Consider the following 6,000-nt stretch of genomic DNA (forward strand, 5'->3'; position numbering starts at 1 on the left):
GCGGCAAGACCATGCGCCCCCTGTCCGGCGATCCTCCGCAATGATCAAGGCTTAACATATGGCAGATGCTATCCTGGTGTTTCCGCGTCGCGGCGCAGAAGAAGGCTGCAGATCGATCAACTGTTCGTAGCGCCGGCGGCGATGCCGGCGATCCGTTTGCGGGCGTTCGCGAATACCTGATCACCGGAAATGCCGGGGCCGCTGGTGGCACCATGCTCGATCTCGGCGCGAAGCGCATCGAGCCGCGCCTGACGCATTGCGTCCTGTTCCTTGAGCAAACCAAGGCTATCGCTGACGGTTCGACGATAGGGTCGGCGGTCCGTTCCTTCCGTTTTCACCGAATGACGACCACTTCAACACCGACCTTTTCGGCAACTGCGCTCCACTGCCTGTCCGACGTCCAGGCCGGCACATTCTCGATCGAGGCCAGAGCGAGACAGAAGCGGTCGCCCAGGGACAGTCCGGCGTCAGCGGTCAAGGCACGCAAGTGCCCTGCAAGCCGGGCGATATCGGCATCAGCCGGAACAAGGGAGATTGGCAAGGGATGCAGCATGTCATCCACTTCGTGTGGGGGCATGCCATTGTGAATGAAGTGGCTGACGACTTCCGCGTAGTTGACCACGCTCATGCGCGCATCGCCAAGCGCTTCGGCCACCTTGTCACCGCCCGGCTCCTCCCGGAGCATGGCCAGGAGCGCGGACGCATCGAGAATGAATGCGCTCATGCCCCGCTGTCTTCACGCCGGTTCGCGAGAAACGCATCGACCGAGGCATCAGGCCGGTCAGCGGTATATTTCCGGGCGAGCGCGCGGGCATGCGCGACCGACTGGGCGACAGTGCGCAGGATCACGCCGTCAGGGGTTTCCTCGACGATCAGCGAGCCGCCACCTGCAAGGCCAAGCCGCTTGCGGATATCGGCGGGCAAGCTCAGCCTGCCGCTGGGTGTTATCGAAATCTGGATTGTCATAGCGCAGGCCCATATGGCTGATGATCAACATTGTGACATAATTTAGAATACATGGCATAATTTACACCTCTTGTCATGCGTCGCAGATCGCCGCCCAACGCGGCAATGGTTGACGGCAGCAGGCGCGGCGAGTGGACAGTCCCTTCATGCGACAAGCGCGAGAATGATTTCGTCGTTCCCAGGCGCCAGACAACTTGTGCGGATCGGTTGAAATGGATTGCCGGTCCTGACGATGAACTGGCGCAGACCCGTTTGCTGGCGCGCGCGGAGGGCAACATTATAAGCCCGATCAAAATTTGTGAGTTCTGCCCGGCGCGGCGATAGCGTGCAGCCGGTATCGGCATTGTGCATGGAGCTTCTCCAATCCAGGGTTCGCCGCGATCATCAATGTTGCCCGAACGGGCTGATCGTCAATCCCGGCGATCCTCGCCGAGCTCCTCATCAAGTATCGTACCAATGCTCTTGCCTGAAATACCGCCCGCAAGGCCTTGGTCGATCCGTTCGCCCAGAAGCGCTTTCAGTTCAGCCCAAGGCTGATCGGTGTCACCATCGGCCGGAAAAAGCCGCTCGATCGCATACTGCCGGATCGTCTTGCCCTGCAAGGCCGCCAGGGCCTTCAGGCTCTGGTGCTGCTGCTCGGAGATATCGATGGTGAGCCGACTCATGGGGGGCCTCGCAAGTTTCTACAAACGACCATTTACAGAAATGTGGGTTTGTTGTCATGCATGCCGGCAGGGCTGTAATGGTTTCACCGCTCACACTGTGCCTCGCGCTCCTGGCAAACGCAGGGCCGGAGTCACCACGGAAACACCGGCAGGGCATCAATGGTGTCGGCATCGCAGTCAAACAGCAGGTAACTGCACCCCAGATCGCGGGCGAACCGCATGGCCGCCAGAAGCTCCTGCGGGATTTTCCGACGGTACGGTTCGGGGATTTCGCGGCTGGCCACGAACCAGCCTTCATGGGTCGATGCGACAGCCAGGGGCCGAAGCGAGCGATCGAGCGCGGCCCAGGCATCAAGCCGCTTGGCTGTACTCAGGCACACATGGGATGTGCTGAGCACGAGGTAGCGCCCGAATTCCACAGGCACCTCCAACGGTTATGGGATGGAGACGTACCGGCCGATGCTTAAATCGCTCGGCCGGCACGTGGCGGTTCAATTGACCTTTTCGAGAATCTTGCGCGCCTTGCCTTCGATCTCGAGCCGGGCGTCCTGGTTGGTCTTGCTCCGCGCGTGGGCGGTGATCCCCTGCACGAAGTCATAGAGGCTCTCGGGCGGACGGCCTTCCTCGGCGAGCACGCTGGCAATGATCTTGCCGGTCTCGGCCTTGGAGAAACCGCGCTTCCGCAGGAAGTCCTCGCGGTCCTCGTCCTTGCGGGCGACGATGCGCTCGCGGGCCTGCTTGATGCCGTCGACAAAGCTCCTGGGCGAGGAATCCGCGAAGTGCGCGAGGGCGGGTGCGGCTTCATGCGCGAAGCGATTGGCGGCGAACTTCGAGTGGCGGATGTTGATTTCCTTGAAGTTTTCGACGCCCCACAAATTGCGATTCATACACACGGCGCGAAGGTAAAATGTCGCGATTCCCAGCGTCTTGGCGCCCACTTCGGAGTTCCAGGCATAGAAGCCGCGGAAGAAGAGATCAGGCTCGCCATTGGGCAGCTTGCCGGCCTCGATCGGATGGGTGTCATCAACGAGGAACAGGAAGACATCGCGGTCGGAGGCATAGAGCGTCGTCGTCTCGCTGCTCACATCGACATGGGGATTGTAGACCATAGAGCCCCAGTCGAGCACACCGGGAACCTTCCAGCGGGTATCGCCTACACCGTCACCGGCGATGCGCATGACCGCGCTGACGAGTTCGTGGTCCCAGATGCGGCCATAGTCGGGGCCAGTCACCGCGCGCAGTTCGGTACGGCCAGTATCGGTCTGGAGCAGTTTCACCTGTTCGCCGCGATGGGCAAGCAGGCCGTGCTGCATGTTGATGCCGGCAAGCGCGGCGGGAAGCGTGCGCAGATAGGACGCAGGCGCCCCTACCAGGCTCGCGAGCTGACCGAAAGACCAGTTGGTCGGCGCGATCGGCGTGTCGTCGCCCGGCGCGATCAGCGTGAGCATTTCCGGGTCTTCGCTGCGCGCCTCGACACGAACCTGCCTGCTCTCGACGATCCGCGTGGTCGCTTGGTCAGCCCGGCGGCGCACGCTGGCGTGCAAGTCTGTGAGCGAGAGATAGCGTTCGTCGTCGGGCCGCGAGAACCATTCGGACGATACGCGCGAGATGTTCTGGCCGCGCGAGATGTCAACGCGGTATCCGCCGCTGACGGGCGCGTCAGAAGGGTTCTCGATGATACGGGCGAATGTGGTCATGACAGGGCTCCTCGTATGGGAATAGGACATGAGCCGGAGCATCACTGCCCCGCACTCGCCCTTCCCCACCTCCTCCCCCTTCACCGCATGCTTGCAGGACCTGTCCCGCACGGCGTCACCCGTCGATGGCGTGCCATTCGTAAAGCAGGTGAGCATCCGGATCGTGTTCATTCCCGATCGCGATCCGCACCAGGCGTCCATCGCAGGCAAAATTGCCGGCGCGCGGGAAATCACAGTAGCTGCGCCCTTCGAACACGAAATCCCGCGAGCGGACCTCGATCACCTTGCGCGCTGCGCCCAGTGCGCGATGGTTGAAGGGCGCGTGCAGGAGTGTGAGGGTATCGCCGGGTTTCAGGCGCTTCCTGAAGCTGGCGAGCGAGACCAGATTATCGACCGGATTGGCCTTCCCGCGCCGGGCCGCAAGCGCCGCCCAGTAGGCCTGCCCGATGGCCACTTCTGCATAAAACGAGCAGCTCCAGTAATCCTGGAGCGGGTTGGTGCGGCAAAAGCCGAAGCGCTCGATCTGATCGCGCACCGTCGTGATGAACGTCTCCTGCGCGTCGCGCGTGGACAGATCGCCGGGAGCGTCGAGAACTTCGGCCGTGATCTTGCGGCCGCCGGTAAATCGCTCGCTGCGAAGGATGAAGCGGATTTCAGGGAAATGGCTCGCAAGGTGCGTCTCGATCCGGCGGCACAATGTGCTGAGGTCCTCGGAGGGACGATAGAGGTCGCCCTGGTAATGGAAATTGCCGTACTCGTCGTAGGGGGTCTCGCTGTAGAGGCGCGAAGGCGCCTCCACCGGGGTGGTGGATGGCATCATCGTATCCTTTTCAATGAGGAAGGAGGGTCAGGCCCGGCTCAAAGCGACCCAGGGCCAGTAGCCGAGCCGCGTACCGCCGTTGGCCACTTCCGACTGCCAATCGGCGAGAGGGTACTCGGGATCCTCGCTCCAACCATGGCGGCTTTCAGCAGTGGAGGCCGCATGGGATTTTCGCGACAGCATGGCACTCAGCATGGCGCCTGTGGTCTTGAAGACCATGCCATCGGCAAAGATCGCGCAGGCCCCGCCCCCGAATTCACCCACCCGGGGCCGAGAGCAACTGCAGGCCCATTCGAACCCGATGGGCGCCTGGCGCAAGGTATCCTGGCAGCAATGCCGGATCAGCTGCGCGAGCGCGTCCGGCTGGAAGTCGGTCGTCGAGTACACGAAGACGGTGGATAGCTCCGGACGCTCACGCGGGTTCTCAGCTTCGAATTCCACCCCGAAGTCCGGAAAATCCGGATCGGGAAAGATGGCAAGAAACCCGCTCCACGGATCGTCCGGATTGACCGGCGGAAAGGCGGCCAAAAACTCGGGCGATGGATCGGCGGGCGTGTCTTCGGCCATGAACGCGTAGCTCGCCTCGAAAGCCTCCTCGATCAGCGCCAGTTCGGCATGGGTGCAACTGAAGGAGAAACTGCCCTGCACGTAAGAGTCAGCCATTGTCCGTCTCCCCATTCTCGCCGGTGCCCGCAGTGCTGTCTGCGAAGGTGATTGGCGGGGGCTGGAATTCCGCGCTTTCGAACCATGCTTCGATCGCCTCAATCGTCGCGAGAGCGCGGATCATGCTGCGGGCCAGCACGATTTCCTCGTTCTCGGTCATGTCGAACTGTGCGGGCGTGCCTGTGCCGGAAAAGACCACGCGCTCGGGGCCGAACACACCGCTGCAGCTCCCGGAATTGCGCACAAAGGCAATGCCGTGATCTTCGCAGAACTGCTCGGTCCACTCGAACATGCCGCCGGGCTGCGCATAGGCGAAGGCCTCGAGGGTTTCGCCAGCACACAGCGATGCAGGATCGAGTGGTTCGCCCTCCCAATCGGCCCGCCCCCCGTCGCGATCAATCGCTTCGAAGAGACCGGAAATACACGAATGAGGAATCACGCCGCCAATGCGGATCGACGCACTTGCCCGGTCAGCCATGTGGGTTCTCCATATTTGAGGTTCTGGAATGCGCGCCCGGCCAACCGGGCGCACCTACCCTCCCCCACTCCCTTCACGAGCCAGGGCGTGACGGTGTGAATGCCGAAGCCGGGTCAGCCTTGCGATATCGCCGTCAGCACCTCTTCAGCTCGATCGAGGGGGACGAAAACGCGCGCTGCGAACGCCACGATCTCGACGAAACAGCCAAGAGACTTGAGCCAGTTGCGCCGCTCGGGCGGATAGCTGCGGATCTCGAGGCGGCGCTGCCCGTTGACGAGTGCGGTCACCAGGTGTGCGCCGCCCAGTGCGGGCAATGCCACGCTGCCGCCATCCCTTGCCGCGGCAATCATCGCGGCGGGGGTTAGGCAAACCCCGGTGTCGGTATCGAAAGCCGCACCCAGTGCGCCAAGTGCCCGGTCGGGCACAATGCGCCCCAGCAGGCTCTGTCCATGCCCGTCGGATAATCGCCAAACGCGCACGTCATCCGCTGGAAGCTTGTGCCAGACGGGCAGCAGGAGCCCGGTCACGATGCTCACCGTCTCGGTATCGATACTGGCATGAACGTCAGCCACCTCCGCGTCCCAACTGGCACGGAAGTCGTCCTCGCCGATCGGCGTCCAGTGACTGTGCGCAAGCGCGCCTATGGCGGTGCGCTCACTCATCGCGGGCCGCACGAGCCTGCACATGGGAATGATCCGGCCGTCTTCGTCG

Annotated in this window: 10 protein-coding genes and 1 pseudogene; all 11 read right to left on the reverse strand. The window is 62.6% G+C overall.

Translation table 11 applies throughout. The annotated features are described in order from the left end of the window. Nucleotides 1-116: 116 nt before the first annotated feature. Nucleotides 117-257, reverse strand: a complete 141-nt coding sequence (locus tag IEX64_RS20235) for a hypothetical protein (RefSeq protein ID WP_229710604.1) — start codon at nucleotides 255-257, stop codon at nucleotides 117-119. Nucleotides 258-334: 77 nt separating this feature from the next. Beyond that, nucleotides 335-724, reverse strand: a complete 390-nt coding sequence (locus IEX64_RS20240) for a type II toxin-antitoxin system VapC family toxin (protein ID WP_054946282.1) — start codon at nucleotides 722-724, stop codon at nucleotides 335-337. Then, entirely contained in the window at nucleotides 721-966 is a 246-nt protein-coding gene (locus tag IEX64_RS20245; protein ID WP_039286629.1) for an AbrB/MazE/SpoVT family DNA-binding domain-containing protein, read from the reverse strand. The genes IEX64_RS20240 and IEX64_RS20245 overlap by 4 nt, the downstream gene beginning before the upstream one ends. Before the next feature lie 144 nt (nucleotides 967-1,110). Beyond that, complete coding sequence (locus IEX64_RS20250; RefSeq protein ID WP_067734561.1) at nucleotides 1,111-1,317, reverse strand: hypothetical protein; 207 nt, start codon at nucleotides 1,315-1,317, stop codon at nucleotides 1,111-1,113. Between the two features lie 59 nt (nucleotides 1,318-1,376). After that, nucleotides 1,377-1,631, reverse strand: coding sequence for a type II TA system antitoxin, ParD family (locus IEX64_RS20255; protein ID WP_067734560.1), 255 nt, complete (start codon nucleotides 1,629-1,631; stop codon nucleotides 1,377-1,379). Nucleotides 1,632-1,762: 131 nt separating this feature from the next. After that, entirely contained in the window at nucleotides 1,763-2,050 is a 288-nt protein-coding gene (locus IEX64_RS20260; protein WP_188822646.1) for a DUF5983 family protein, read from the reverse strand. A 72-nt stretch (nucleotides 2,051-2,122) separates the two neighbouring features. Beyond that, nucleotides 2,123-3,328 carry a DUF932 domain-containing protein gene (locus IEX64_RS20265; protein ID WP_188822648.1) on the reverse strand — a complete coding sequence of 402 codons (1,206 nt, stop codon included), beginning with the start codon at nucleotides 3,326-3,328 and terminating at the stop codon, nucleotides 2,123-2,125. 115 nt (nucleotides 3,329-3,443) lie between these two features. Further along, entirely contained in the window at nucleotides 3,444-4,145 is a 702-nt protein-coding gene (locus tag IEX64_RS20270; protein WP_188822650.1) for a hotdog family protein, read from the reverse strand. A 30-nt stretch (nucleotides 4,146-4,175) separates the two neighbouring features. After that, nucleotides 4,176-4,811: a hypothetical protein gene (locus IEX64_RS20275; protein WP_188822652.1), complete on the reverse strand. Its 636-nt coding sequence runs from the start codon at nucleotides 4,809-4,811 to the stop codon at nucleotides 4,176-4,178. Next, on the reverse strand, nucleotides 4,804-5,289 hold the full coding sequence (locus tag IEX64_RS20280) for a hypothetical protein (protein WP_188822653.1): 486 nt from the start codon (nucleotides 5,287-5,289) through the stop codon (nucleotides 4,804-4,806). The genes IEX64_RS20275 and IEX64_RS20280 overlap by 8 nt, the downstream gene beginning before the upstream one ends. 113 nt (nucleotides 5,290-5,402) lie before the next feature. Then, nucleotides 5,403-6,000: pseudogene (locus tag IEX64_RS20285) on the reverse strand (methylase); the annotation flags it as partial.

This window comes from Novosphingobium indicum, assembly GCF_014645195.1.
In the GTDB taxonomy this organism is placed as follows: Bacteria; Pseudomonadota; Alphaproteobacteria; order Sphingomonadales; family Sphingomonadaceae; genus Novosphingobium; species Novosphingobium indicum.